The sequence below is a fragment of the Stutzerimonas chloritidismutans genome, assembly GCF_051486945.1.
GTDB lineage: Bacteria > Pseudomonadota > Gammaproteobacteria > Pseudomonadales > Pseudomonadaceae > Stutzerimonas > Stutzerimonas chloritidismutans_B.
This window is the reverse complement of sequence record NZ_JAHVDX010000003.1, coordinates 67713-92061: the sequence shown is the minus strand read 5'-3', so window position 1 is coordinate 92061 and position 24349 is coordinate 67713. Positions and strand designations below refer to the sequence as shown.

Annotated in this window: 17 protein-coding genes; 13 read left to right on the top strand and 4 right to left on the bottom strand. The window is 60.5% G+C overall.

What is annotated here, in order from left to right; all coding sequences use genetic code 11:
• Window position 1: 1 nt before the first annotated feature.
• The 3 genes from KXR72_RS12450 to KXR72_RS12440 all read right to left on the bottom strand — a co-directional run bounded on the left by KXR72_RS12450 (window position 2) and on the right by KXR72_RS12440 (window position 4738).
• On the bottom strand, window positions 2-670 hold the full coding sequence (locus KXR72_RS12450; protein ID WP_437421420.1) for an SPOR domain-containing protein: 669 nt from the start codon (window positions 668-670) through the stop codon (window positions 2-4).
• Window positions 671-2410 carry an arginine--tRNA ligase gene (gene argS / locus KXR72_RS12445; protein ID WP_437421419.1) on the bottom strand — a complete coding sequence of 580 codons (1740 nt, stop codon included), beginning with the start codon at window positions 2408-2410 and terminating at the stop codon, window positions 671-673. It lies immediately after the preceding gene.
• Between the two features lie 105 nt (window positions 2411-2515).
• Window positions 2516-4738, bottom strand: a complete 2223-nt coding sequence (locus KXR72_RS12440) for a primosomal protein N' (RefSeq protein ID WP_437421418.1) — start codon at window positions 4736-4738, stop codon at window positions 2516-2518.
• 199 nt (window positions 4739-4937) lie between these two features.
• Here KXR72_RS12440 and rpmE point away from each other — a divergent pair, with 199 nt between their 5' ends.
• The 3 genes from rpmE (at window position 4938) to KXR72_RS12425 (ending at window position 7373) form a co-directional block, all read left to right on the top strand.
• Window positions 4938-5150: a 50S ribosomal protein L31 gene (rpmE, locus tag KXR72_RS12435; protein ID WP_037025455.1), complete on the top strand. Its 213-nt coding sequence runs from the start codon at window positions 4938-4940 to the stop codon at window positions 5148-5150.
• A 19-nt stretch (window positions 5151-5169) separates the two neighbouring features.
• Window positions 5170-5958, top strand: a complete 789-nt coding sequence (locus tag KXR72_RS12430; protein ID WP_437421417.1) for a thermonuclease family protein — start codon at window positions 5170-5172, stop codon at window positions 5956-5958.
• A 146-nt stretch (window positions 5959-6104) separates the two neighbouring features.
• Window positions 6105-7373 carry a malic enzyme-like NAD(P)-binding protein gene (locus KXR72_RS12425; RefSeq protein ID WP_437421416.1) on the top strand — a complete coding sequence of 423 codons (1269 nt, stop codon included), beginning with the start codon at window positions 6105-6107 and terminating at the stop codon, window positions 7371-7373.
• 127 nt (window positions 7374-7500) lie between these two features.
• Here KXR72_RS12425 and KXR72_RS12420 read toward each other — a convergent pair whose 3' ends face one another.
• Window positions 7501-9921 carry a penicillin-binding protein 1A gene (locus KXR72_RS12420; RefSeq protein ID WP_437421415.1) on the bottom strand — a complete coding sequence of 807 codons (2421 nt, stop codon included), beginning with the start codon at window positions 9919-9921 and terminating at the stop codon, window positions 7501-7503.
• Window positions 9922-10103: 182 nt separating this feature from the next.
• Here KXR72_RS12420 and KXR72_RS12415 point away from each other — a divergent pair, with 182 nt between their 5' ends.
• The 10 genes from KXR72_RS12415 to KXR72_RS12370 all read left to right on the top strand — a co-directional run bounded on the left by KXR72_RS12415 (window position 10104) and on the right by KXR72_RS12370 (window position 24312).
• Window positions 10104-11168 (top strand): pilus assembly protein PilM, encoded by a 1065-nt coding sequence (locus tag KXR72_RS12415; protein WP_437421414.1) that lies wholly within the window; start codon window positions 10104-10106, stop codon window positions 11166-11168.
• Window positions 11168-11740, top strand: coding sequence for a PilN domain-containing protein (locus KXR72_RS12410; protein WP_437421413.1), 573 nt, complete (start codon window positions 11168-11170; stop codon window positions 11738-11740). Before KXR72_RS12415 ends, KXR72_RS12410 begins: the two co-directional genes overlap by 1 nt.
• The gene (gene pilO / locus KXR72_RS12405; protein WP_437421412.1) at window positions 11737-12360 is read left to right on the top strand and encodes a type 4a pilus biogenesis protein PilO; all 624 of its coding nucleotides are present in this window, start codon (window positions 11737-11739) and stop codon (window positions 12358-12360) included. Before KXR72_RS12410 ends, pilO begins: the two co-directional genes overlap by 4 nt.
• A complete protein-coding gene (pilP, locus tag KXR72_RS12400) occupies window positions 12357-12884 on the top strand; it encodes a type 4a pilus biogenesis lipoprotein PilP (protein ID WP_437421411.1) in 528 nt (175 codons plus the stop codon). Before pilO ends, pilP begins: the two co-directional genes overlap by 4 nt.
• A gap of 53 nt (window positions 12885-12937) precedes the next feature.
• Window positions 12938-15010 carry a type IV pilus secretin PilQ gene (pilQ, locus tag KXR72_RS12395; RefSeq protein WP_437421410.1) on the top strand — a complete coding sequence of 691 codons (2073 nt, stop codon included), beginning with the start codon at window positions 12938-12940 and terminating at the stop codon, window positions 15008-15010.
• A gap of 2 nt (window positions 15011-15012) precedes the next feature.
• Window positions 15013-15561, top strand: coding sequence for a shikimate kinase AroK (gene aroK, locus KXR72_RS12390; RefSeq protein ID WP_437421409.1), 549 nt, complete (start codon window positions 15013-15015; stop codon window positions 15559-15561).
• A gap of 24 nt (window positions 15562-15585) precedes the next feature.
• Window positions 15586-16686: a 3-dehydroquinate synthase gene (gene aroB / locus KXR72_RS12385; RefSeq protein ID WP_437421408.1), complete on the top strand. Its 1101-nt coding sequence runs from the start codon at window positions 15586-15588 to the stop codon at window positions 16684-16686.
• Window positions 16687-16695: 9 nt separating this feature from the next.
• Window positions 16696-18162: an SPOR domain-containing protein gene (locus KXR72_RS12380; protein ID WP_437421407.1), complete on the top strand. Its 1467-nt coding sequence runs from the start codon at window positions 16696-16698 to the stop codon at window positions 18160-18162.
• A 171-nt stretch (window positions 18163-18333) separates the two neighbouring features.
• Window positions 18334-22782: a glutamate synthase large subunit gene (gltB, locus tag KXR72_RS12375; protein WP_437421406.1), complete on the top strand. Its 4449-nt coding sequence runs from the start codon at window positions 18334-18336 to the stop codon at window positions 22780-22782.
• Between the two features lie 111 nt (window positions 22783-22893).
• Window positions 22894-24312 (top strand): FAD-dependent oxidoreductase, encoded by a 1419-nt coding sequence (locus KXR72_RS12370; protein WP_437421405.1) that lies wholly within the window; start codon window positions 22894-22896, stop codon window positions 24310-24312.
• Window positions 24313-24349: the final 37 nt, after the last annotated feature.

The window sequence follows — 24349 nt, the reverse complement described above, 5'->3', positions numbered from 1 at the left end:
GTTAGCGGACCTGGCGTTGTTGCAGCAGCAAATTACTGTAGCCGCTCGCCGACAGGGTCTTTTGGGCGGCGCCGAGTTGGTCGCGGTCCCGATAAGGGCCGACCAGGACGCGATACCAGACCTCGTCCCGCACTGTGACGTTTTCGATCCGGACATCCTGGCCCAGCAGGATCACCTGCGCCCGTACCCGTTCGGCTTCGGCCTTCTGACGGAACGAGCCGGCCTGAAGGAAGAACTGCGTCGTCGGTGCCTTGGCCACGGTAGGCGGTGGCGGTGGGGTCTGGCCGTTGAGCGCCGCTTCGGCGCGTGCCGCATCGATCTTTGCCGCTTCCTCGGGCGTTACCGCGGCAGGCGGCGTCGGCGGGGTCTGCGCCGGTTCTTCTGGTGGCAGAATCACTTCCGATTCAGGCAGGAGCGTATAGAAGTCGTACTTCGGCTTGACCGACTCGCCGCTCGCCGCTGTCGGGCGCTTGGGCTGTTCCTTTGGCTTGGCCGTTTCCTTGGCGCGCTTGACCTCATCGCGCCCTGGCTCGAGGTTCATCAAAAACATGATGAAGCCACCGATGACCAGCCCGCAGACCAGCCATACCCAGCCCGGTACGGGTTTTTTCGAAGGCGCCTGGTAGCGGCTTGCCCCGCGTTTCGGTGCGGGTTTCTTCTTGGCTGCCACTTACATCCGCTCCAGGGTTTCCAGGCCCAGCAGTTCCAGGCCCTGCTTGAGTGTCTTGCCGGTCAGGGCGGCCAGGCGCAAGCGGCTGTGCTTCACCTCGTCGCTCTCGGCAGTAAGGATTGGGCAATGTTCGTAAAAGCTCGAGAACAGCCCGGCGAGATCGTACAGGTAGCTGCACAGCAGGTGTGGGACACCTTTCTCGCCGACGCTGTTGAGCACCTCGGAAAGCTGCGCGAGCTTGGCGCCCAGGGCCTGCTCCGCCTCGGCCTCCAGTTGGATGACGCCGGTCAGCCCGTCCATGCCGGTCCCTAGCTTGCGGAACACACTGGCGACTCGGGTGTAGGCGTAAAGCAGATAGGGTGCGGTATTGCCTTCGAAGCTGAGCATCTGCTCGAAGTTGAAGCTGTAGTCACTGGTCCGGTGCTTGGACAGGTCCGCGTACTTCACTGCGCCGATGCCCACGGCGCGCGCAATTTGGCGTAGTTCGGCTTCGTCCAGGTCCGGGTTCTTGCCCTTGACCAGGTCGTAGGCGCGCGATTCAGCCTCGTCCAGTAAATCGACCAGCTTCACGGTGCCGCCATCGCGCGTTTTGAAGGGGCGGCCGTCGGCGCCGTTCATGGTGCCGAAGCCCATGTGTTCGAGTTGCATGCCGGGGTGAACGAAACCGGCGCGGCGGGCGACCTCGAAGGCCATCTGAAAATGTAACGCCTGGCGCTGATCGACGAAGTACAGCGCCCGGTCAGCCTTGAGTTGCTGGCTGCGGTAGCGCATGGAGGCAAGATCCGTCGTGGCGTACAGGTAGCCCCCGCCGGCCTTCTGCACGATCACCGGTAGCGGATTGCCCTCGGCATTCTTGAACTCGTCGAGAAACACGCATTGAGCGCCGTCGCTTTCGCTGATCATGCCGTTATCTTTCAGCGACTGGACCACGGTACCGAGTTCGGCGTTATAGGCGCTTTCGCCCTTTACGTCTTCCGGGGTCAGGCGCACGTTCAGTCGGTCATAGACCTTCTGGCAATGCGACAGTGAAATTTCATTGAAACGAGTCCACAGGCGTAGACAGTCCGGATCGCCCGCCTGCAGCTTGACCACCAGCTCGCGGGCCCGGTCAGCAAACTCGGGGGACTCGTCGAACCGCTGCTTGGCCGCGCGGTAGAACTGCTCGAGATCGGACAGCTCACTCTCGGCCGCAGCGGGTTTTTCTTCGAGGTAAGCCAGCAGCATGCCGAATTGCGTGCCCCAGTCGCCGACATGGTTTTGCCGGATCACGTCGTCGCCGAGAAACTCAAGCACGCGGGCGACCGCATCGCCAATGATGGTCGAGCGCAGGTGGCCAACGTGCATTTCCTTCGCCAGGTTCGGGGAAGACAGGTCGATCACGACTCGCTGGCGAGGGCCGGCCTTGCTCACGCACAGCGTCGCACTCTGCAGCGCTGCATCGAGGCGCTCGGCCAGTGCCGAACTGTTCTGGAAGAAGTTGAGGAAGCCGGGGCCGGCGATTTCCACCTTGCTGATTGCAGGGTCGCTCGGCAGTGCGTCGATGAGCTGTTGGGCGAGGTCCCGCGGCTTCATGCCGGCGGGCTTGGCCAGCATCATGGCAATGTTGCTGGCGAAATCACCGTGGGTCTTGTCGCGGGTGTTCTCCACCTGGATCGTCGGGCTAAGCCCTTCCGGCACCACGCCGTCTTGGGTCAGGCGGGTCAGGGCTTGCTGGATCAGGTGGCGAATGCTGTCTTTCATCGTCTGCTCGGTCGGCGCGGAGGCTTTGGTCGAAAACTGCGCATTATCAGTGGGGCGGGGCGCAACCTTCAAGGCTTAACGCGGTTGCCCGGCGCATGGAGACGATCAGAACAGGTCGATAGGGTCGACGTCCAATGACCAGCGTACCGTGCGGCTGCCTGGCAGCTGTTCGAGCAGCGGCATCCAGGCCGCCATCAAACGATGTAATGGCGCACGTGCATTGCCCTGTAGCAGCAGTTGCGCACGGAAACGCCCGGCGCGACGTTCCATGGGCGCTGGTACAGGGCCAAGCAGTTCGATGCCGTCCAGGCTAAGGTCTGCGATCAGGGTTTCGGCGTGTCCGCAGGCCTGGTCGAGAAAGTCCTCGGCCTGACCGGGGCGGTGCGCTTCGGCACGCAGCAGCGCCAGGTGGGTGAACGGCGGCAGGCCTGCGGCGCGGCGTTCGCTCAAGGCTTGCGCTGCGAAGGCGAAATACCCGTCCTCGGTCAACTGGACCAGCAAGGGATGGTCGGCCAAGTGTGTCTGAATGATCACCTTGCCCGGTTCGCCCGCCCGCCCGGCGCGCCCGGCGACCTGGACGATGAGCTGGGCCATGCGCTCACTGGCGCGGAAATCGGCGGAGAACAGGCCACCATCGGCATCAAGGATGGCCACGAGCGTGACGCGGGGAAAATGGTGGCCTTTAGCAAGCATCTGGGTGCCGACCAGAATGCAAGGCTCGCCTCGGTTGATGCGCGTCAGCAAGCCCTCCATCGAGCCCTTGCGAGAGGTGCTGTCGCGGTCGATGCGTAGCACGGGGACGTCCGGGAACAGCGTGGTGAGCCGCTCTTCTGCTCGCTCGGTTCCGGCGCCGACGGGCCTCAAGTCCACCCGGTTGCACTCCGGGCAGTTACGCGGCGGACGCTCAGCGTGGCCGCAATGATGACAGCGCAGTTCGTTGTGGCGTTGATGCAGCGTCATCCGTGCATCGCAGCGGGGGCACTGGCTCAGCCAACCGCAGTCGTGGCAAATCAATGACGGCGCAAAGCCGCGGCGGTTGAGGAAGACCAGTACCTGCTGGCCGGCCGCCAGCGTCTGGGCCATCGCCTGTTGCAGAGGGCCGGAGAGTCCGGCGTCAAGCGGACGGCTCTTTACGTCCAGCCGTAGGAAGCGAGGAGGCTGCGCGTCTCCGGCTCGGCGCGTCAGCTTGAGCAGGGCGTACCGCCCGGCATGGGCGTTGTGCAGGCTTTCCAGGGACGGCGTGGCTGATCCGAGCACAATTGGCACGTTCTCCTGGCGCGCGCGGACTACCGCGAGATCGCGCGCGTGGTATCGCAGCCCTTCCTGTTGCTTGTAGGAGGCATCGTGCTCTTCGTCGAGAATGATCAGGCCGGGGCTTTTCAACGGCGTGAAGAGCGCCGAGCGGGTGCCGATGATGATATCGGCTTCGCCGTCGCGCGCGGCCAGCCAGGCGTCGAGGCGTTCCCGGTCGTTGACGTTGGAGTGCAGCAGGGCGATGCGCGCGTTGAAACGCTTTTCGAAGCGGGCCAGCGTCTGTGGGCCCAGATTGATCTCTGGAATCAGTACCAGCGCCTGCTTGCCGCTCGTGATGACCTGATGGATCAGCTGCAGGTAAACCTCGGTCTTGCCACTGCCGGTTACGCCAGCCAGCAGGAAGGCATGGAAACCGGCCATGCCGGCGCGGATGGCATGGAAGGCCGCCTGCTGCTCGGTGTTGAGCGGCAGCTCTGCCTGCAGCAGCCAGCTGCCGTGGTGCTGCTGGCGCGGCTGCCGGCGACGGGTCTCGACGCGAACCAGCCCCTTCTGCATGAGCGGCTCCAGGCTTTCTCGGCTCAACTGCAGCTGGTTGAGCAGTGAGTGCGCAACGCCGTGAGGATGTTGCAGTATGGTCGTGAGCGCCTGGCGCTGACGCGGTGCTCGGCTTAGCCGCGGATCCTCCGCGCGTGCACCTTGCGTCGCGTGCCAGAAGCGCTCCTGCCTCGCCTCGGCAGGCTCACCTTGACGCAGGAGCACCGGCAGCGCCCAGCTCAGGATGTCGCCCAGGCTGTGCTGGTAATACTGCGCGGTCCACCTACAGAGCTTGAACAGTGCGGACGGCAAGGCGGGGCGTACATCGAGCAGTTCCAGCGCCGGCTTCAGCTTGGCCTCCGGCACTTCGCTTTCGGAGGCCACCTCGATGAGCACGCCGACCACGTCGCGTCGTCCGAACGGCACGCGCAGCCGTACGCCGGGCTTGAGCGCGGCCTCGGAGGCGCCGGAGGGTGGCAAATAGTCGAACAGGCGGCGCAAGGGAGATGGTAGCGCCAGGCGCAGGATCGATCGCGACACGGGAGGGTCCTTGATTGGTGCACCGATGGTAAACGATCCTGAGCCCCGCGGTTGCTCCCATCCCGGCGCAGAGACGACGCCCGTCGCCTGTATCCAGGTGCGGCTTGCAACATGGACCTGCTCTGGTATTATTCGCGCCCTTCCGTGCGGTGCTCGACATAGGGTCGGGTGGCGGCACACTCGTTCAGAGGATTTATCCATGAAAGCCGATATCCATCCCAACTACGTTGAAATCGAAGCCACTTGCAGCTGCGGTAACGTGATCAAGACGCGCTCGACCCTGGCCAAGGATCTGAGCATCGACGTCTGCTCCGAGTGCCATCCGTTCTACACCGGTAAGCAGAAAGTGCTGGATACCGGCGGCCGTATCGACCGCTTCAAGCAGCGTTTCGGTGTGTTCGGCGCCAAGTAAGGCGTTGAAACCGCAGCCGATGAGGCTTGCGACAGCATTGAAGAAGGCGTCCCACGTGGGCGCCTTTTTCGTTTCTGTTCTACTCGCTCTTCCTGCGCTGGCGCTCTGCCCAGTGCAGGGCGGCCTCGAATCTGTCGCCGTGGCTAAGGTCATCGATGGCGACACCTTGCGTTTGGTCGACGGGCGTAGCGTGCGCCTGATCGGTTTGAACAGCCCCGAGCTAGGCCGCCGCGGGCAGCGCAGCGAGCCCTGGGCCAGTGCTGCCAAGCAGCGCCTCGAGCAGCTTGTTGCCGCCAGTGATCGGCGCCTTGGTCTGCGTCCTGGCCAGCAAATCAGAGATCACTACGGCCGGTATCTGGCGCATGCCTACGACCGGCACGGGAACAATCTGGAAGCGCTGATGCTTGAGCAGGGATTGGGCTATTTCGTCGCGATCGCGCCAAACGTAGCGCTCGCTGGATGCCATCGTGAAGCGGAGCGTTCCGCACGGCGTCATCGTCGCGGTGTGTGGCAAGGCGACCCTGTCGTTGCGGTGAATGAGTTGCGCAAAGCTGGGTTCGCGGTCGTCCGGGGTCGCGTGCAGCGTGTGGTGCGCAATCGCGGCGGTGTATGGCTCGAGTTCGATGGGCTGGCGGTGCAGGTTGCGCATCGCGACGCTCGAGGCTTTGGAGATTTCGATACACAGCTTGGGCGTGTAGTTGAGATCAGGGGCTGGGTAATCGATCGAAAGGGCCACCAAGGCGCGCGGGGTCAGGCCCGTTGGAAACTAGGAATCAGTCATCCGTTCATGGTCGAGGCGTTACGCTGACGCGCGTTTGTTTTGGGTGCGCCTAAGCTGAAAGTCGTATTCCCAAGCCTTGACAGTCACGTTTTTCCTTCGCTTGTGAGGGCGCGCATTCTTCGCGTATGCTCGACCGCCTGTCTGTCCCAGTGAAAATAAAGCGGAAATGCCTCATGACTGACCTGAAAACTGCCGCTCTCGACTATCACGCCCAGCCCCGCCCGGGAAAGCTGAGTGTCGAGTTGACCAAGCCTACGTCCACCGCTCGTGACCTCTCGCTCGCCTACAGCCCTGGCGTGGCGGCACCGGTCCGCGAAATCGCCCGGGACCCGGAGCTGGCCTATCGGTACACCGGCAAAGGAAATCTGGTTGCGGTCATATCTGACGGCACGGCCATTCTGGGCCTTGGCGACTTGGGTCCGCTGGCCTCCAAGCCGGTAATGGAAGGCAAGGGTGTGCTCTTCAAACGCTTTGCCGGCGTTGACGTGTTCGATATCGAAGTAGACGCCGAGAGCCCTCAGGCCTTCATCGATACCGTCAAGCGTATCTCGATTACTTTTGGTGGGATCAACCTCGAGGACATCAAGGCGCCGGAATGCTTTGAGATCGAACGCGCACTTATCGAGCAATGCGACATTCCAGTGTTCCACGACGACCAGCACGGCACCGCTATCGTAACGGCGGCCGGCATGCTCAACGCTCTGGAAATCGCTGGCAAGACTCTTGAGCAGGCGAAGATCGTTTGCCTGGGCGCTGGTGCTGCGGCCACCTCATGCATGAAATTGCTGGTGAGCATGGGTGCGAAGGTCGAGAACATTTTCATGATCGACCGCAAGGGTGTGATCCACTCCGGGCGCGATGACCTCAACCAGTACAAAGCGGTATTTGCTCACGAAACCGACAAGCGCACCCTGGATGATGCGCTTGATGGTGCGGATGTTTTCGTCGGCTTGTCCGGTGCCAACCTGCTCAGTGCTGAAGGCCTGAGCCGCATGGCGGCCAATCCGGTGGTGTTCGCCTGCTCCAATCCGGACCCGGAGATCAGCCCTGAGCTCGCTCATGCCACACGTTCCGACGTTATCATGGCTACAGGCCGCTCTGACTACCCAAATCAGGTCAACAACGTGCTTGGCTTCCCATTCATCTTCCGTGGTTCCCTCGATGTGCGGGCCAAGCGGATCAATGAAGAAATGAAGATCGCAGCAGCACTGGCGCTGCGTGACCTGGCGAAGCTGCCGGTGCCGAAGGAGGTTTCTAACGCCTACGGTGTCGACCACCTTGAGTTCGGTCGCGAATACATCATTCCCAAGCCCATGGATCCCCGCCTGATCACGCTGGTGTCGGATGCCGTGGCCAAGGCTGCGATCGAAAGTGGTGTTGCGACCCTGCCTTATCCGTCGAACTACCCGCTCAAGTCTGTCGACGACGTCTTCGCTCGTTGATCGAGGGCCTGCGCCGGCTTAAGGGCGTCGCGAAAAAAGAAACCCGCCAACGGCGGGTTTCTTTTGCCAACGACAACGGTGCGTGACCACGCAAGGTTGCCGCCCGACGCGAGGCGGCAAAAGTGGGTCAGAACAGATCCATTGGGGCGACTTCCGATTCCGGGAGGGGACTTCCCGGCGCGGTGATGCCAGGTTCCAGTTCGCCCATCTCCGGCGGGGTATCTTCGCTGCGAAAAACCTCGAAATAGGCGTTTGGCGTACCTGGCGGCGCAGCGCGTCCGCTCTCCGGGTCAATCCGTAGCGTGAGAATGCCGCTGGGCTCGGGCGGGGCGTGCTCGGGCATGTCGTGCAGCACATCGCTCATATAGCGCATCCAAATAGGCAGAGCGACAGTGCCACCGTATTCGTTGCGCCCCAGGCTCTGTGGCTGATCGAAGCCGGCCCAGACCGTTGTGACGACGTCAGCGTTGTAGCCTGAGAACCAGCTATCTTTGGATTCGTTGGTGGTGCCGGTCTTGCCGGCAATGTCTGCTCGGCCCATTTCCAGCGCACGGCGACCTGTTCCGCGCTTGATCACGTCTTGCAGCATGCTGGTCATGATGTAGGCCGTTCGCTCATCAATGATCTGCTCGGCTTGACGTGGAGCTTCTGCGGTATCCGATAGGCTCAGCGAAGTGTCCTGCTGCCCGAACGTCGAGACTTCTGCGTCGCCAAGCACCTGGTCTGACCTTGAGTCGGGTACCCGAGGTGGATTCGCGCGGTAGATGGTTTCGCCGTTGCGGTCGTCGATGCGTTCTATAAGGTACGGCTCGATCTTATATCCGCCATTGGCGAAGGCCGTCCAGCCGGTGGCGATTTCCATGGGGGTTAGGGTGGCCGTTCCCAGCGCCAGCGATAGATTGGGTGGAAGGTCCTCGGGGTGAAAACCGAAACGCTGGATGTAGTCGATGGTGTACGGGATGCCCAAAGTTTGCAGCAGTCGGATCGACACCAGGTTTCGCGATTTGTACAGCGCCTCCCTTAAGCGGATCGGGCCCAGAAAAGTGTTGTTGTCGTTTTTCGGCCGCCACACCCGGTCCATGCTGTCCTCGAATACGATCGGCGAGTCGTTCACGAGCGTGGCAGGGGTGTAGCCGGCATCGAGCGCGGCGCTATAAATGAAAGGTTTGAAGCTCGAACCGGGCTGCCGCTTGGCCTGGATTGCGCGATTGTAGTTGCTTTGTCCGAAGGAAAAGCCGCCGGTCAGGGCCTCGATCGAGCCATCCCGGGGGTCCAGTGAGACCAGTGCGGCCTGGGCTTGGGGAATCTGGCTGAACGATGCTATGTCGTCCTCGACTCGGATGCGGACCACGTCGCCGACCTTCACCACGTCGGCGGGGCGCTGTGGCGTGGGGCCAAGGCTGTTGGTTCCTAGATGCGGTCGCGCCCATTTCATGGTGTCCCAAGACACGGGCCATCTCGTGCCGTCGCGCAGTGCGACAGTGATCTGGTCGGCTTCAAGCTGGGTGACGACTGCAGGTAGCAGGCCCGACTGGCTGCGAAACTTGGCGAGGCCCTCCGCCCAATCGTCAGGATGTTCAAGGTGCGCTTCAGGGCCGCGATAGCCATGGCGGCGGTCGTACTCCATGAGACCTTCTGTCAGCGCCTCGTTCGCGGCGATCTGGCGGTCACTGCTAGCGGTCGTATGCACGCGAAAGCCGTCGGTATAAGCGGCACTGCCGTAGCGGCCTACCATTTCGGCGCGTGCCATTTCCGCTATATAAGGCGCCTCCAGTTCGGGAGACGCTCCGTGATAGCTCGCATTCACCGGTTCGGCAAGCGCCTCTTCGTAGCGCGTCTGGTCGATCGAGCCAAGCCGGTACATACGGCCAAGAATCCAGTCGCGACGCTCTTTGCTGCGCGCGGGATTGGCCAACGGATTGAACGCCGATGGGGCTTTAGGCAGGCCGGCGATCATTGCCATCTGGGCCAGGCTCAAGTCTCCGATCGGTTTGCCGTAATAGACTTGTGAGGCCGCCTCAATCCCATACGCGCGATTGCCAAGGTAGATCTTGTTCACGTAGAGCTCGAGGATCTCGTTTTTGCTGAGTTCGCGCTCGATTTGGAGGGCTAGAAGAATCTCGTTGATCTTCCGGGAAAAGCTGCGTTCGCTGGTTAGGAAGTAATTCTTGGCAACCTGCATGGTGATGGTGCTGCCGCCGGTCTGAATCTGCCCGCTCTTCAATAATTGCGTGGCAGCGCGCATCAGACTGGATACTTCGACGCCATAATGATTTGCAAAGTTGTCGTCTTCAGCAGCCAGTAGCGCGGCGATGAAATCTTTCGGTATGGCATCGAATTCGATGGGGGACCGACGCATTTCGCCGTACTCGGCGATCAGCTTGTCGTCGCTGCTGTAAACGCGTAGCGGAATTTGCAGCTGGATGCTGCGAAGGGATTCAACCGATGGCAGGTTGGGGCTTAGGTAAAGAAAAGCGCCACTGAGACTGAGCAAGAGTCCGCAGAAAACAGCCATGCACGACCAAAGGAAAAACTTCAGAAAACGCATCGGGGTTCGTTGAATCCAGGTGGGAAATGGAGCGGTAACCGCAGACAGTGCGGAAAGGAAAAACCGTTCACATTATAAGCGGATTTTCTATGGTTGAGCCATTTGCGCTTCTGTCAAGGCTGTTATCTAATGTGGCTATACATAATTAATCCGTAAGTAGCGGATAAGATAGGAAATCGGCCGTGCTAGGGCTCTTCACGAAGAAAGCGAACACGCTGCTTGGGATCGACATCAGTTCGACGTCCGTCAAGCTCATCGAATTAAGCCGCTCGGGCACCCGCTATCGGGTTGAGTCCTACGCTGTCGAGCCGCTTCCGCCAAATGCAGTCGTCGAGAAGAATATTGCCGAACTCGATGGCGTTGGGAATGCACTGGCCCGGCTCCTGGCCAAGGCACGGACGGGTGTTAAGTCCGCTGCCGTTGCAGTGTCTGGCTCCGCGGTTATCACGAAAAGTATCGAAATGGATGGTGGGCTCAACGACGATGAGTTGGAAAACCAGCTCAAGATCGAGGCCGACCAGTACATTCCTTATCCGCTTGAGGAAGTGGCGATTGATTTCGAGGTCCAGGGGCCTGCTGCGCGCGCGCCCGGTCGAGTCGAGGTGCTACTTGCCGCTTGCCGGAAGGAAAACGTCGAGATTCGCGAAGCGGCACTCGCCCTGGCCGGGCTTACGGCTAAGGTTGTGGACGTCGAAGCCTATGCGCTTGAGCGTTCTTATGGGCTGCTCGCCTCTCAGCTAGGTGCTGATCATCAGGAGTTGACCGTGGCGCTGGTCGACATCGGCGCCACGATGACCACGCTCAGCGTGCTGCACAACGGTCGCACTATCTATACGCGTGAACAACTCTTCGGCGGGCGACAGCTGACGGAGGAGATTCAGCGCCGCTACGGGCTCTCCATGGAGGAGGCTGGACTTGCTAAAAAGCAGGGTGGTCTCCCAGATGACTACGACAGCGAAGTGTTGCAGCCGTTCAAGGAGGCGGTCGTACAGCAAGTATCACGCTCCCTTCAATTCTTCTTCGCAGCGGGGCAGTTCCATGATGTGGATTACATCCTGCTCGCCGGGGGCACCGCTTCGCTGCCAGACTTGGATCGGCTCATTCAGCAGAAAATCGGAACTCAGACTTTAGTAGCCAACCCGTTTGCCGATATGGCTTTGAGCAACAAGGTGAATGCCGGAGCACTGGCCAGTGACGCGCCGTCCCTGATGATCGCCTGCGGATTGGCGTTGAGGAGTTTCGACTAATGGCTCAGATCAACCTACTGCCTTGGCGGGAACAGCTTCGCGAGGAGCGCAAGCAGCGGTTTCTCGTATCGCTTGGCGGCGTAGCGCTGGTGGCGGCTGGCATGCTGTTCCTGGCGGACCAGTACTTCACTGGTGCGATCGAGCACCAGAATGCACGCAATGCCTTCATTCAAAAAGAAATCGCTGTACTTGACTCGCGTATCGCCGAGATCAAGGAGCTCAAGCAGCGGCGGCAACAATTGCTTGAGCGGATGAAGATCATTCAGGACCTGCAGGGCAATCGGCCGATCATTGGTCGCGTCTTCGACCAGCTGGTGCGCACCTTGCCTGACGGAGTCTACTTCACCGGCCTGAAGATGACTGGCAAGAACATCGCCATCGTCGGTGCGGCCGAGTCCAACAATCGTGTGTCGAATCTGATGCGCAACCTGGATGGTTCCGACTGGTTGGAGGCGCCCAACCTGAACGAAGTAAAAGCCGTGACGGCAGGCGCGGTCGAGCAGGAAAACGTCTTCCAGCTGACCGTGCAACAGACGCAGCCCGTAGTAGTGGCAGAGGGGGCCAAGCCATGAGCCTGTCGAGTTCGCTGGAGAGCCTTCGCAGCGTCGATCTCTCCGATCTGGATATGAACAACCTGGGCTCTTGGCCGGGTCCGGTAAAGGTCATTACCGCCCTGTTGCTGATGGTGCTGGTGTTGGGAGGGGGATACTACCTCCACCTCAGCGATTTGCAGGTCAACCTTGATCAGCGAAAGGTAGAAGAAGAGCGGTTGAAGCAGTCCTTTGCGACCAAGGCATTCGAAGCGGCCAACCTGGATGCCTACAAGACCCAGATGGTCGAAATGGAAGCATCGTTTGGTGCCCTGCTGCGTCAGTTGCCGAGTGATACCGAGGTGCCTGGCCTGCTGGAAGACATCACTCGTACCGGGCTGGGTAGCGGTTTGGAGTTTGAAGAAATCAAGTTGCAGCCCGAAGTTGTGCAGCAGTTTTATATCGAGCTTCCGATACAGATTAAAGTGGTCGGCAGCTACCACGACCTCGCCACCTTCGTCAGTGGCGTATCCAGCCTGCCACGGATCGTGACCCTGCACGACTTCGAGATCAAGCCGGAGAGCAAAGAGTCGTCGTCGAAGTTGCGCATGGACATCCTTGCCAAGACTTATCGTTATAACGACAAGGGACTTCAGAAATGAACGGGGTTCGCTCTATTGCGCTGGGCCTGACGCTGGCTTTGCTTGGCGGTTGCGGTATCGGCAACGACTTTGCGGACCTTCAGGCCTATATGGATGACGTGCGCGCCAAGCCGAAGGGTGTTATCGAGCCGCTGCCGGCGTTTCTTCCTTATGAAGCGTTTACCTATAGCGCGGCGAACCTGCGACATCCTTTCCAGCCGCCCATAAAGGTCGACCTGGCACAGCAGCAGAAAGGTACTCGGGATATTCATCCGGATGAAAGTCGGATCAAGCAGTTCCTCGAAGAGTTCAATATCGAGACCTTCACCATGGTCGGCACGCTGGTCAATGGTGCAGGTACGTACGCCTTGATAAAAGGCGGTGACGGGGTACACCGAGTCAAGGTCGGCGATTATCTGGGGCGCAACCACGGACGGATCATCGAGATTGGCGAAGCCGAGGTGGATGTGGTCGAAATCGTTCCTGATGGAGACGGTGGGTGGCTCGAGCGCCCGCGCAGCCTGACCTTGAAAGAGCGGTCCTGAGCTCGGGGCAAACTATGGAAAACCTACAGCGATCTGTACAACGGAAGCCTTTTATGAATACCACTCTGTCTCGACTCGGCTTGTCATTGCTGGCGGCGTTCATATCGCCCGCCTTGCTGGCCGCCAATCTGAACGCGCTGGATGTTGCCTCATTGCCGGGTGACCGTGTCGAGCTGAAGCTTGCCTTCGACGAACCGGTGACTACTCCGCGCGGCTATACGCTGGATCAGCCGGCGCGTATCGCCCTCGACCTGCCTGGTGTATCGAGCAAGCTGGGCAGCAAGAACCGCGAGCTTGGCGTTGGTAATGCCCGCAGCGTAACCGTTGTCGAGGCCCAGGGTCGGACCCGTCTGATCGTCAATCTCACTTCGTTGGTTCCTTATTCGACCCGGGTCGACGGAAACAATCTGTTCGTCGTGCTTGGTGAGTCGGCTGCAGCCGCGCCCAGTGCCGCGCCTGTAGCTGCGCCTGTTGCTCAAACTGCTCCGGCCGTTTACGCACCTGCCAGCAAGTCGATCAGCAATGTCGACTTCCGGCGCGGGGACGACGGTGCCGGTAACGTGGTGATTACCCTCTCGGACCCGTCGGTGAGTCCGAGTATCGAGGAGCGTGGCGGCAAGATCCGTGTTTCCTTTCCGAAGACCGAACTACCCGAGGCGCTTCGCGTTCGGCTTGACGTTCAGGACTTCGCGACCCCGGTCAAGTTCGTCGATTCGGCCAGTAATGGTGATTCAGCCAGCATTGCGATCGAGCCTACCGGCCGCTATGACTATCTCGCTTACCAGACGGATGACAAGCTGACAATTAGCGTCAAGCCTCTATCCGAGGCCGACGAGGAAAAGCGCAAGGCTGAGCGTTTCGCCTATACCGGCGAGAAGCTGTCGCTTAATTTCCAAGACATTGATGTCCGTTCCGTACTCCAGTTGATTGCGGATTTCACCGATCTCAACCTCGTCGCCAGTGACACTGTCCAGGGCAACATCACCCTTCGGTTGCAGAATGTGCCATGGGACCAAGCGCTGGATCTCGTGCTCAAAACCAAAGGGCTAGACAAACGCCAGGTTGGTAACGTGCTTCTGGTTGCCCCGGCCGACGAGATTGCGGCGCGCGAGCGCCAAGAGCTGGAGTCGCAGCGTCAGATCGCGGAGTTGGCCCCGCTACGCCGTGAGGTGGTGCAGGTCAATTACGCCAAAGCAGCAGACATCGCCCAATTGTTCCAGTCGGTGACCGATAAAGAGGGCGTCTCTGAAGATCGCGGTTCGATCGCAGTGGATGACCGCACAAATAACATCATCGCTTATCAAACCCAGGAACGTCTGGACGAGCTGCGCCGAATCGTCGCACAGCTTGATATTCCGGTCCGGCAGGTGATGATCGAAGCACGTATCGTCGAAGCGAACGTTGATTATGACAAGGCGCTGGGAGTGCGCTGGGGTGGAACCCAGCTTTTCGCTAACGGCCGTGGCGCGGTATACGGAAGCGACGATTCGGGCGACGAGGCTGGTGATTCCGGTGAAGACAGTAACGGTAACTATCCTTTCGTCGATCTAGGCGTTGCCAACCGCACTGCCGGCATCGGTATCGGCTACATCACCGACAACCTGATCTTGGATCTTGAGCTTTCCGCCATGGAGAAATCCGGCAACGGTGAGGTTGTCTCTCAGCCCAAGGTCATGACTGCTGACAAGGAAACGGCCAAGATCCTGAAAGGATCCGAGATTCCGTACCAGGAGGCCAGTTCGAGCGGTGCGACATCGACGACGTTCGTAGAGGCTGCGCTGTCCTTGGAGGTGACACCCCAGATCACGCCGGACAACCGGATCATCATGGAAGTGAAGGTCAATAAGGATGAGCCTGACTTCGCTAATGCCGTCAACGGTACGCCATCGATCAACAAGAACGAGGTAAATGCGAAGATCCTTGTGAACGATGGCGAAACGGTAGTGATTGGTGGGGTGTTCTCGAATACCCAGAGCAAGTCGGTCGACAAGGTTCCTTTCCTTGGCGATGTACCTTACGTTGGCCGGTTGTTCCGTCGCGACGTGGTCTCGGATGCAAAATCGGAGCTGCTGATTTTCCTGACTCCGCGTATCCTGAACGCCCAAGCCATCGCAGTGAATCGCTAGTATTGCACCGAAATATTGTTCTCGTAGGTCCGATGGGTGCTGGTAAAAGCACCATCGGACGCCTGCTCGCCAAGGAACTGCGTCTGCCGTTTCGTGATTCCGACAAGGAAATCGAACAGCGGACCGGCGCGACCATTCCTCTGATATTCGACGTCGAGGGTGAGCAGGGGTTTCGAGAGCGTGAGCACGCTGCCATTGTCGATATCTGTCGGATGCAGGGTGTTGTGCTGGCGACCGGAGGAGGCGCGGTGCTCCGGCCGGATAACCGACAGGCGCTTCGCGACGGTGGACGGGTTATATACCTCTGTACTTCGGTGGAGCAGCAATTGGCCAGGACGGCACGTGACCGTAATCGGCCGCTACTTCAGTCCTCAAATCCGCGAGAAGTGCTGTTAGGGCTCATGGCAGTCAGGGACCCGCTGTACCGGGAAATCGCTGACCTGATCATTCAAACCGACGAGCGCCCACCCCGGCTCGTTGTCAGTGAAATCCTCCAGCAATTGGAGCACTTCGCGCCTCGTGAAAGCCTGGGGCATTCTGCGCTATCCTAGGTGCCTTTCTTATGTGGGGCCCTCATGCAGACTCTTCATGTCGATCTCGGCGAGCGTAGCTACCCGATCTATATTGGTGAGCAGCTCATCGAACGGGGTGAGTTGTTATCTCGTCACATCCGCGGCAAGCAAGTCGCCATTGTTACCAACGACACCGTTGCACCGCTTTACCTGGATCGGCTGAGGCGCAGCCTTGACGGCTTCTCCGTAACGTCTGTAGTGCTGCCGGATGGCGAAGCTCATAAGAACTGGCAAACCCTGCAGGCTGTTTTCGATGCATTGCTGCAAGCGCGCCACGATCGTAAGGCTACTGTCGTAGCATTGGGCGGTGGGGTTATCGGCGACATGGCCGGTTTCGCCGCGGCGTGCTACCAGCGAGGTGTCGATTTCATCCAGATACCCACCACGCTGTTGTCGCAGGTTGACTCGTCCGTTGGCGGTAAGACAGGGATCAATCATCTGCTCGGAAAGAACATGATCGGGGCGTTCTATCAGCCTCAGGCCGTGCTCATCGATACCTCCACATTGCAGACGCTGCCGCCCCGCGAACTTTCTGCGGGTCTGGCAGAGGTCATTAAGTACGGCCTTATCTGCGACGAACCGTTCCTTTCCTGGCTGGAAGACAATGTCGATTCGCTGCGTGCGCTGGACCAGTGCGCATTGACCGAAGCCATTCGGCGGTCCTGCGCGTCGAAGGCAAGGGTTGTCGGTGCGGATGAACGCGAGTCGGGTGTTCGCGCCACCTTGAACCTGGGGCATACATTCGGACATGCCATCGAAACGCATCAAGGTTACGGCGTCTGGCTGCACGGGGAGGCGGTATCGGCGGGAACCGTTATGGCGCTTGAAATGTCGCACCGACTCGGGTGGATCAGCCGTGCCGATCGTGATCGCGGCATTGCTTTGTTGCGGCGGGCTGGGCTGCCAGTCGTGCCGCCCATAGACATGAGCGCCGATGATTTCATGCGCTACATGGCCGTCGACAAGAAGGTCCTCGATGGGCAGATGCGGCTGGTATTGCTGAAGTCGCTGGGACAGGCCGTGGTAACGAGTGAATTTTCCGGTGATGTGTTGGAATCCACGCTGCGTGCCGATTACGACGCCATTACGCAACAGAACGCCTAAGAGATATCGATGACCACTTTGTCTGCCGACGATTCGTACCTGAACCACTACGGTTTCAGCCATGACCCCTTCGCAGCGCGCGTGCCCGGCTTCAAGTTTTTTCCGGCCCAGCGCAAGCCGGTGCTCGGGCAGTTACATCACCTGGCGCGCTACAGCCAGTTGCTGTTGGTGGTGACGGGGCCCGAAGGTAGCGGCAAGACCCTCGTGCGCCAGGCGTTGGTTGCCAGCAGCAACAAGCAGTCCGTTCAGAGTGTCGTGATTACTCCGCAGGAGACATTCGACGCCAATCATGTCTTGCAGCAGGTCGCTCAGGCGCTTGGAAGTGCTCGTGCGGATTTCGATGCGATCATGCAGCAAATCATCCAGCTGGGCCTGACCGGCCAGGAAGTTTATCTGCTGGTCGATGATGCCGAGCGGCTCACGGGAGCGGCAGTGGAGACGCTGCTGCGGCTAGCCGTGGGTAGTCCTGAAGGCAGGCCGCACGTGTTTCTCTTCGGTCAGCAATCGCTGGTGGGGCGGCTCGAGGCGCTGGTTGAGGGTGAGGAAAGGTTTCATGTCATCGCGCTGCAACCTTATGAGGCTGAAGAAACGCGCGAATACCTCGCTGTACGTCTTGAGGGTGCAGGAAGCGGCCTCGATTGCTTGAGCGAAGAGCAGCTTGCTCGAATTCATGAAGCTTCCGGTGGTTGGCCGGGTGCCATTAACGAAGCGGCGCGAGACGAGCTGCTCGACGCCATGCAGCATTCGAAGGCAAAGGGCTCCTCCGGATTCCGTCTTCCGCTGCCAATGAAGCACCTGCTGGCTCTGGCAGCGGTGCTGTTGGTCGTTGCGGTTGCCTTTCTCATGCGCGGTGGAGAAGAAACGCCCGCGCAACCATCAGTGACCTCGTTACCGCTGGGTTCAGGTTCGGCTGCGGCGCCGGTCGATGAGGTCGCCCCGGCTCCGCAGGGGGAACAGCCCGTGATGCGTGAGCCTTTGGCAGCCGCTGGCGCGCCTGAGCTGGAAGACGAGGGGGCGACGAACGGGGCTGCTCCTGCGATCCCTGAGGTGGAGCCGCCAGTAGCGGATCCCACCCCTGTCGTTTCCGAGGCGGCTCCGGCTCCGCAGGAGTCTGCACCTGCACCTGCTCCTGTACCCGAGTCACAGGCGCCGGCGCGACAAGATGTCACGGAGAGGTCGGCAGCGGTCGGCGCGGGCTGGTACGCGAGTCAGCCAGTGGGGAACTATTTGGTGCAAGTGCTGGGTACCCGCAACGAGGACAATGCGAAGGCACTCGTGCAACAGCACGGTGACGGTTACCGCTATTTCGTCAAGCAGCACCAGGGCAAGCCTTTGTACGTCGTCACGTACGGTAGCTTCAGTGGTCGTAACGCGGCCGTCCGGGCTATTCAGGCACTGCCGGCTTCGCTGAAGGCTGGTAAGCCCTGGGCTCGCACTATCGGAAGTGTCCAAAAAGAAATCAGCGGCAGTCGCTGATTCGCGGCCGATTGGTTGCGCGCGCGCCGTGACGGCGCGCGCAAAAATGATTTGTGCCCTTCTCATTCGCTTTGTAAACTGCTCCCCCTTTTGCCCGCGTGAAAGACAGGGCTTTGCTCCGTCAATCCGGTAAGAGGTTGATTTATATCGTAATTAGCTGTTGGAGCGCCTATGAGAGCAGGTCTGTTTCGTCCTGAAGAGTTCAAGGATAACTGCGGCTTCGGTCTGATCGCCCACATGCAGGGCGAGGCAAGCCATCACCTGCTTCAGACCGCCATCCAATCCCTTACCTGCATGACGCATCGCGGCGGCATCAACGCCGACGGCAAGACCGGCGATGGTTGTGGGCTTCTCATGCAAAAGCCGGACACGTTTCTGCGCGCCATGGCTAAGCAGCACTTCAACGCCGACCTGCCCGACTTGTACGCCGTCGGTATGGTCTTCCTCAGCCAGGATCCTGTTAAGGCCACCGCGGCGCGTGACCGCATCAATGAGCAAGTCGCCGCGCAAGGCTTGACCTTGGTTGGCTGGCGTGAAGTGCCGGTCGACACCAGTGTTCTGGGCCGTCTCGCGCTGGAGCGCCTGCCGCGCATCGAGCAGGTGTTCGTATCAGCCGAGGGCCTTTCGGAGCGGGACTTCGGTATCAAGCTGTTCTTCGCCCGTCGCCGCGCCGAAGTGGCACTGGCTGACGACAAGGAATTTTACGTCTGCAGCCTCTCCGACAAGGACATCATCTACAAGGGTCTGATGATGCCGGCGGACTTGGCGCAGTTCTATCCAGATCTTGGCGATGAGCGTCTGGCGACGGCCATCTGCGTCTTTCACCAGCGTTTCTCCACCAACACCATGCCGCAATGGCCGCTGGCCCAGCCGTTCCGCTTCCTCGCGCACAACGGCGAGATCAATACCATCACCGGTAACCGCAACTGGGCGCAGGCACGTCGCCTGAAGTTCGCAAACGAACTGCTGCCCGACCTGGAGAGCCTCGACCCACTGGTAAACCGTACCGGTTCTGACTCTTCGAGCATGGACAACATGCTTGAACTGTTGGTCACAGGTGGCATGGATCTGTTCCGTGGCCTGCGCATGATCATTCCGCCGGCCTGGCAGAACGTCGAGACCATGGACCCGGATCTACGCGCGTTCTACGAATTCAACTCCATGCATATGGAACCCTGGGATGGTCCCGCTGGTGTCGTTCTGACCGACGGCCGTCATGCCATCTGCCTGCTCGACCGCAACGGGCTGCGCCCGGCACGCTGGGTAACGACCACCAACGGCTACATCACGCTCGCTTCCGAAGTGGGCGTGTGGGACTACAAGGCCGAGGACGTGGTCGCCAAGGGCCGAGTCGGGCCTGGTCAGATTCTTGCCGTGGACACCCAGACCGGACAGGTACTGCATACCGAGGACATCGACAACCGCCTCAAATCGCAGCATCCGTACAAGAAATGGCTGCGGCAGAATGCGCTGCGCATCCAGGCGACGCTGGAAGACAACGACCACGGCTCTGCCTTCTACGAGCCCGATCAGCTTAAGCAGTACATGAAGATGTTCCAGGTCACCTTCGAGGAGCGTGACCAGGTGCTGCGCCCGCTCGGCGAGCAGGGCCAGGAAGCGGTGGGCTCCATGGGTGACGACACACCTATGGCCGTGCTGTCGCGTCGTGTGCGGTCGCCCTACGACTATTTCCGCCAGCAGTTCGCGCAGGTGACTAACCCGCCGATCGACCCGCTGCGCGAATCCATCGTCATGTCGCTCGAAACCTGCCTCGGCGCCGAGCGTAACGTCTTCGAGGAAACGGCCGACCACGCCAACCGCGCGATTCTGACCAGCCCGGTCATTTCGCCGGCGAAGTGGAGAACTATCCAGACGCTGGACCGTCCAGGCTTCGAGCGGCAATTCATTGACCTGAACTACGACGAGTCCATCGGGCTCGAGGCAGCGGTGCGCAATATCGCCGACCAGGCCGAGGAAGCCGTGAGGGGCGGTAAGGTCATGCTGATCCTCAGCGACCGCAACATCATGCCCGGCAAGCTGCCGGTTCATGCTTCGCTGGCAGTCGGTGCGGTTCACCACCGCCTGATCGAGACGGGCTTGCGCTGCGACTGCAACATTCTGGTCGAGACTGCCACCGCGCGCGACCCACATCATTTCGCCGTGCTGATCGGCTTCGGCGCCACAGCGGTTTACCCGTTCCTGGCGTTCGAGGTACTGGGTGATCTGATCCGTACCGGTGAAGTGCTGGGCGACCTATATGAAGTGTTCAAGCATTACCGCAAGGGCATTTCCAAGGGCCTGCTGAAGATCATCTCGAAGATGGGCATCTCGACCATCACGTCCTATCGTGGGGCGCAGCTGTTTGAAGCTGTTGGCCTGGCGGACGAAGTGGTAGACGTCAGCTTCCGTGGCGTGGCCAGCCGCATCAAGGGCGCGCGCTTCGCCGATTTGGAAGCCGAGCAGAAGGCACTGGCGGCTGAAGCCTGGAACACCCGCAAGGCGATCCAGCAGGGTGGCCTGCTGAAGTTCGTGTATGGCGGCGAATACCACGCTTATAACCCGGACGTCGTAGCGGCACTGCAATTGGCGGTGCAGCAAGGCGACTATGGCCGCTTCAAGGAATACACCGCGCTGGTCGACCAGCGGCCTGCTTCGATGCTGCGTGACCTGCTCAAACTGAAGGTGTCGGACCAGCCGCTGGCCCTCGAAGAGATCGAGCCGCTCGAGCAGATCCTCAAGCGTTTCGATTCGGCTGGTATCTCCCTCGGTGCGCTGTCGCCAGAGGCGCACGAAGCGATCGCCGCAGCGATGAACCGCATCGGCGCGCGTTCCAATTCCGGGGAAGGTGGCGAGGATCCATCGCGCTACCGCACCGAGCGAAGCTCGAAGATCAAGCAGGTCGCGACCGGCCGGTTCGGCGTCACGCCCGAGTATTTGGTCAATGCTGAGGTGCTGCAGATCAAGGTTGCGCAGGGCGCCAAGCCGGGCGAAGGTGGCCAGCTGCCGGGCGGCAAGGTCAATGGCCTGATCGCCAAGCTGCGCTACGCCGTACCCGGTGTCACCCTGATCTCGCCGCCGCCGCACCATGACATCTACTCGATCGAAGATCTTGCGCAGCTGATCTTCGATCTCAAGCAGGTCAATCCAGGCGCGCTGGTGTCGGTCAAGCTCGTTGCCGAGCCGGGCGTTGGTACTATCGCCGCGGGTGTGGCCAAGGCCTACGCAGACCTCATCACCATCTCCGGCTACGACGGCGGTACCGGCGCATCGCCGCTTACATCGATCCGCTACGCCGGCTCGCCCTGGGAACTGGGCCTCGCTGAAACGCACCAGACCCTGCGTGGCAACGACCTGCGCGGCAAGGTGCGGGTGCAGACCGATGGCGGGCTCAAGACTGGTCTCGACGTCGTCAAGGCGGCGATTCTCGGCGCTGAAAGCTTCGGCTTCGGCACTGCGCCGATGATCGCGCTGGGCTGCAAGTACCTGCGCATCTGCCACCTGAACAACTGCGCCACTGGCGTGGCCACGCAGAATGACCAGTTGCGCAAGGACCACTTCATCGGCACCGTCGACATGGTTGTGAATTTCTTCACCTTCGTCGCGGAGGAAACCCGCGAGTGGCTCGCCAAGCTGGGTGTACGCAGCCTGCAAGACCTGATCGGTCGTACCGACCTATTGGAAGTTCTGCCCGGCGAGACCGCCAAGCAGAATCACCTGGACCTGACACCCCTGCTAGGCAGCGACCATGTGCCGGCCGACAAGCCGCAGTTCTGCGAAGTCGACCGTAACCCGCCGTTTGACCAGGGGTTGCTGGCCGAGGAGATGGTGAAGCTGGCACGCGAGGCAATCGAGACCAAGCGCGGCGGTGAGTTCGAACTCGATATTTGCAATTGCGACCGCTCGATTGGTGCGCGTGTGTCCGGCGAGATCGCCCGTGCCCATGGCAACCAGGGCATGAAGGATGCGCCGGTTACCTTCCGCTTCAAGGGTACGGCGGGCCAGAGCTTCGGCGTATGGAACGCTGGCGGCCTGCACCTGTACCTCGAAGGCGACGCCAACGACTACGTCGGCAAGGGCATGACAGGCGGCAAGCTGGTCATTACTCAACCGAAGGTCAGCGGCTTCAAATCGAACGAGTCGGCCATCATCGGTAACACCTGCCTCTATGGCGCGACTGGTGGCAAGCTGCTCGCCGCCGGCACTGCGGGCGAGCGCTTCGCGGTGCGTAACTCCGGCGCGCATGCGGTAGTTGAAGGTACCGGTGACCATTGCTGCGAATACATGACTGGCGGTTTCGTCTGCGTATTGGGCAGAACGGGCGTCAACTTCGGCTCCGGCATGACCGGCGGTTTCGCCTATGTGCTGGATGTCGACAACAGCTTCGTTGACAGAGTGAATAACGAGCTCGTCAATCTGCAGCGTATTACCGGTGAGGCGATGGAGGCCCATCGCAGCCACCTGCAGTACGTGCTGCGCGAATATGTTGCCGAGACCGGTAGCGAATGGGGCGCCGAACTGCTGGAAAACCTGGACGACTACCTGCGGCGCTTCTGGCTGGTCAAGCCGAAAGCCGCGAACCTGGCGTCGCTGCTGTCCAGCACCCGTGCGAACCCCCAATAAGAAGCAGATTCAAGCGGCTAGCCCCAGATACCTGTCCGGGGCCCGCCCCGCTCCCGTGATTGTCACGCAGCCTGCGGCCAACGCTTGTGGCTGCTGCTAAGAGGTTTTGAAATGACTGAACGTCTGAACAACGACTTCCAGTTCATCGAGGTCGGGCGCAAGGATCCGAAGAAAAAGCTGCTGCGTCAGCGCAAGAAGGAATTCGTCGAGATCTACGAACCCTTCAAGCCGCAGCAGGCCTGTGAACAGGCCCATCGCTGCCTGGGTTGCGGTAACCCCTATTGCGAATGGAAGTGCCCGGTTCACAACTACATTCCCAACTGGTTGAAGCTCGTCTCGGAAGGCAACATCCTGGCCGCGGCAGAGCTTGCGCACCAGACCAATACCCTGCCGGAAGTCTGCGGCCGGGTCTGTCCGCAGGATCGCCTGTGCGAAGGTGCCTGTACGCTGAACGATGGCTTTGGTGCAGTCACCATCGGGTCGGTCGAAAAGTACATTGCCGACACTGCCTTTGCCATGGGCTGGCGGCCGGACATGTCTAAGGTCAAGCCCACCGGCAAGAAGGTCGCCATCATTGGCGCCGGCCCGGCTGGGCTCGGTTGTGCCGACATCTTGGTGCGTAGCGGCGTGACCCCGGTGGTGTTCGACAAAAACCCGGAAATCGGCGGCCTGCTGACCTTCGGTATCCCGGAGTTCAAGCTCGAGAAGACTGTGCTCAGCCGCCGCCGTGAAATCTTCACCGGCATGGGCATCGAGTTCCGGCTGAACACCGAAGTGGGCAAGGACGTGACCATCGACCAGCTGCTCACCGACTACGACGCGATCTTCATGGGCATGGGCACCTACACGTACATGAAGGGCGGCTTTCCGGGCGAGGACCTTCCGGGTGTATACGATGCGCTGGACTTCCTCATCGCCAACGTCAATCGCAACCTGGGCTTCGAGAAGTCGCCCGAAGACTTCGTCGATATGAAGGGCAAGAAGGTCGTGGTGCTTGGCGGTGGCGACACCGCGATGGATTGCAACCGCACTTCGATCCGCCAGGGCGCCAAGAGCGTGACCTGCGCCTACCGTCGCGACGCGGCGAACATGCCGGGATCGCGCCGTGAGGTGAAGAACGCGAAGGAGGAGGGCGTCAAGTTCCTCTTCAACCGTCAGCCAATCGCCATCGTGGGTGAGGGTAAAGTCGAGGGCGTGAAAGTCGTCGAAACTCGTCTGGGTGAGCCGGATGCCCGTGGCCGCCGCAGCCCTGAGCCAATCCCGGGTTCGGAGGAAGTGCTGCCGGCCGACGCGGTAGTCATCGCCTTTGGTTTCCGCCCGAGCCCTGCCGATTGGTTCGAAGGTCAGGGCATCAAAACCGACAATCAGGGGCGCGTTGTGGCACCGGAGCTGGGCGAGTTCAGGCATCAGACCAGCAATCCGAAAATATTCGCCGGGGGCGACATGGTCCGCGGTTCGGATTTGGTGGTGACGGCGATCTTCGAAGGCCGCCAGGCCGCCGAGGGCATCCTCGACTACCTGGGCGTGTGAACGTCAGGCCTGCCGGCGCAGCTCTAAAGGCTGCATC